The organism is Modestobacter lapidis (assembly GCF_054780755.1).
This window is the reverse complement of record NZ_BAAGVS010000048.1, coordinates 1-2,939: the sequence shown is the minus strand read 5'-3', so window position 1 is coordinate 2,939 and position 2,939 is coordinate 1. Positions and strand designations below refer to the sequence as shown.

The 2,939-nt window shown below is 66.6% G+C and carries 3 protein-coding genes; 2 read left to right on the top strand and 1 reads right to left on the bottom strand.

What is annotated here, in order from left to right:
• Nucleotides 1-373: 373 nt before the first annotated feature.
• Together ACYVG5_RS21360 and ACYVG5_RS21355 are read left to right on the top strand one after the other, a co-directional pair.
• Nucleotides 374-631, top strand: coding sequence for a hypothetical protein (locus tag ACYVG5_RS21360; protein WP_222050782.1), 258 nt, complete (start codon nucleotides 374-376; stop codon nucleotides 629-631).
• A 43-nt stretch (nucleotides 632-674) separates the two neighbouring features.
• Nucleotides 675-1,859: a hypothetical protein gene (locus tag ACYVG5_RS21355; RefSeq protein ID WP_222050784.1), complete on the top strand. Its 1,185-nt coding sequence runs from the start codon at nucleotides 675-677 to the stop codon at nucleotides 1,857-1,859.
• Nucleotides 1,860-1,903: 44 nt separating this feature from the next.
• Here ACYVG5_RS21355 and ACYVG5_RS21350 read toward each other — a convergent pair whose 3' ends face one another.
• Nucleotides 1,904-2,443 carry a hypothetical protein gene (locus ACYVG5_RS21350; protein WP_222050786.1) on the bottom strand — a complete coding sequence of 180 codons (540 nt, stop codon included), beginning with the start codon at nucleotides 2,441-2,443 and terminating at the stop codon, nucleotides 1,904-1,906.
• Between the last annotated feature and the right edge of the window lie 496 nt (nucleotides 2,444-2,939).

The following is a 2,939-nucleotide window of genomic DNA, read 5'->3' as shown; positions in this document are numbered from 1 at the left end:
CCGGACCCCGTTCGAAGCGCTCACCGACCACCGGGCTGCGGCAACCGCCACAGCGTGATCAACCCGAGGACCTGTCCACGATCCTTGACACAGCCCATACCGATCTTGTTCTCCGCATTCGTGATTCTCGTCTAGGGGCGAGGCCGCCGTCGATGTGTCCGGTGTTCAGCGAGGCGGGCAGATCGGCGACCGAGCGTCGCCGCTGGGCTTGTGAAATCCGACCAGAGTGTCGCCTCCGCTGAGCGTGGGATCCGGAAGCCGACAGTCGTCCGGAACACGACACAGTCCAGCTAGCGACGCTGCTCGTCCGGGCAGCGACACGGCGCGTCCAGCTTGCGACACTGGCGTCGACCGTCCGGGAGGATGAGTGGTCGTGAGCGACATGCAGGAACGGATCTTCGGCGACATCCTGCGGGCCTATCCCGATGTGGAGCCCTACGAGATGCGCCAGATACTCCGGACTTCCGATTTCCTCGGGCACCACAGCAGGGGCCCCGACGGCATCGACTGCTTCTGCGGGTGGCGACGCACGAGCCTCGGCGCCGATTGGGAGGTCCACCTGGCCGCCGAGTTGATGACCCAGCGGCCGTGGGAGAAGAAGCCTTCCGCGAGGCCTGCCACAGACGGGTAGTCGCCGTGCTCCGGGTGTGCGTGCTCATGGCTACCGTGCCAGCGTGGCCATCGATCTGAGCGAGCTGGAACTGGTCTGGCCGGCCCCGCTCTTCGCTGAGCAGGCGCATGAACTGCTGGCCACCGGCAAAGACGACGAGGCGTATCTCGGTGGGCTGCTCGAGGAGGCGTTCCATGGGGATGCGGCGGTGCTGCTCTACCAGCAGGAGACGCGAAAGGCGCCGATGGGCGTGGACCCATTCGACGCCAGTCCGCAGATGAGGGCAGGCGCAGATCTCGTGCGAGAGCTAGCCGAGCGGAGCTCGCAGCTGCGCCGGTACAGCCCGCCGCGGTACTACCGGGCGCGGCAGATGCCGCTTGAGCGCCCGGCTCGGCTCAACATGATGGAGACCAAGTCGCGGTTCGCGGGCCTCGTCGCAGAGCTCGCCAGCATCGGGTACTTCGAGCGCGCGTTCGGCAGCTACTGCTACGACTCAGACGACAAGCCCGACGTCGAGGGCCAGCGCCAGCTCTCCGAACTGCTGGGAGAGAACCAGTTCAGCGGACCACCCCAGTTCCGCCTGTGGCCGATGCGCGAGATTGACGGCGTTGACCCCTCGGCTGTGTGGCCCGAGGGTCTGTTCTACGACCTCATCGAAGCACTTCACGACCTCGTCGCACGCCCTCTGAGTCGGTCCTGGCACGAGTACGCCAGAGAGTGGGACTACTACGACTTCGCGAAGCGTCCCGGTCAGGCGGTCTACCGCTGGCGGGTCAACGAACTGCTCGACCGGTCGGAGGTCCCGCTCAGGCTCGCGGAGACCGGCGAGGACACCGGACGGCTCGTCACCTCAGCAGGGGACGCCCGCGACGACCTGGTGGAGCGAGCGCTTGAGTCGCCAGAGCCGCGGGTACAAGAACGCGTTGCGCACGCGGTCGCGCTGTTCCGCGACCGGCACGCGACGCCGCGCACGAAGCACGACGCCACCCGAACGCTCGGTGATGTGCTTGAGCTACGACGTGGGCTGCTGAAGCAGGAACTGTTCACCAAGGACGAGCGTCAGCTGTTCCAGCTCGCCAACGAGTTCGCACTGCGGCACTTCACCGAGCAGCAGAAGGCGGACTACGACCCCGTCTTCCTCGACTGGGTGTTCTGGTGGTTCCTGGCCACCATCGAACTCACCGACCGACTCCTTGCCCGTCAGGGCAGTGGCGACACCGCTACGCCCACCGCCCCAACGGCTCCCTAAAAGGCCGGGGAGGGCCGGTCAGCCGCCCGTAGCTGCCGCACGTCTTACGTCGACGAGTCGAACGCCACGACATCTTCATAAGGCACGGAGTGCGGCCTGGCGAAGGAGTGCAGGTACCTCGCCAACCGCTCAACCCGGCCCGTGTTGACGCGGGCCCGCCACTCGGCGTGCTCAAAGAGGTCCTCGACTGACCTCCCAAACAGGGCGTGAACCTCGTTCGCGGACAAGGTGCCCCTGTTTCTGAGGCCCTTGTGCCACGTAGCCATGTCCGCCTTGTCCCCGTTGGGCGAGGCGTGGCCTATGAGCTCGACCTCGGCCAGCGCGCCGGCCCACAGGTACTGAAGGCTGGCGGCCGGATTGACCGGAACCCAAGTGGTGGGGTCCCGGTCGAGCATCTCGACCTCTTCGTCAGCGCAGTACAGCCCGTCTCCGAAGGTCGGGCCCGCGCCCTTCTTGTACAAGATGATGCGGCGGAAGCGGACCTGGTTCTCCAGTGCAGCGATGGCATGGCCGGCTTCGTGCACCAGGCCGTGCCAGTCGAGGTCTTCTTCGTCCTGACACCCGCAGACGTCGAGTTCATCCATGCAGCGAGTCTGCTTGTCGGCGCCCTAGCCGCTCCTACGCCCACCGGTGCGGCAGCTTGGTTAACATCGTCAGCAGAGGCCAGTCGCCCGGCCCATTGCACATCGTTGATGCGGTGCGCTGTCGCGCCAGCGCCTTCCGCATGGGGCCGGGTCGGTGCGCGTCGCGGTCAACTGGCGGGGGATGCACTCGTCGTGACCGACGAGCTTCGGCTGCTCATCGCCGACTACGACCCGGTGTTCCTGGACTAGGTGTTTCTGGTTGTACCTGGTCACCGTCGAGCTCGCTGACCGGCTGCTCGCCCGCAAGGTCTAGGCGGCCAAGCGGAGGGTGCGCCGGCGCCCGCATCTACACCGACGGCTCGGTCGCGCCCAACCCCTTCAGGGTTCCGGTGACCACTGTGGGCTGTGTCAAGGATCGTGGACAGGTCCTCGGGTTGATCACGCTGTGGCGGTTGCCGCAGCCCGGTGGTCGGTGAGCGCTTCGAACGGGGTCCGG

Bases quoted from the DNA above. Each gene is read 5' to 3' on its own strand.
- ACYVG5_RS21350 (WP_222050786.1), bottom strand. From the start codon at position 2,443: ATGGATGAACTCGACGTCTGCGGGTGTCAGGACGAAGAAGACCTCGAC.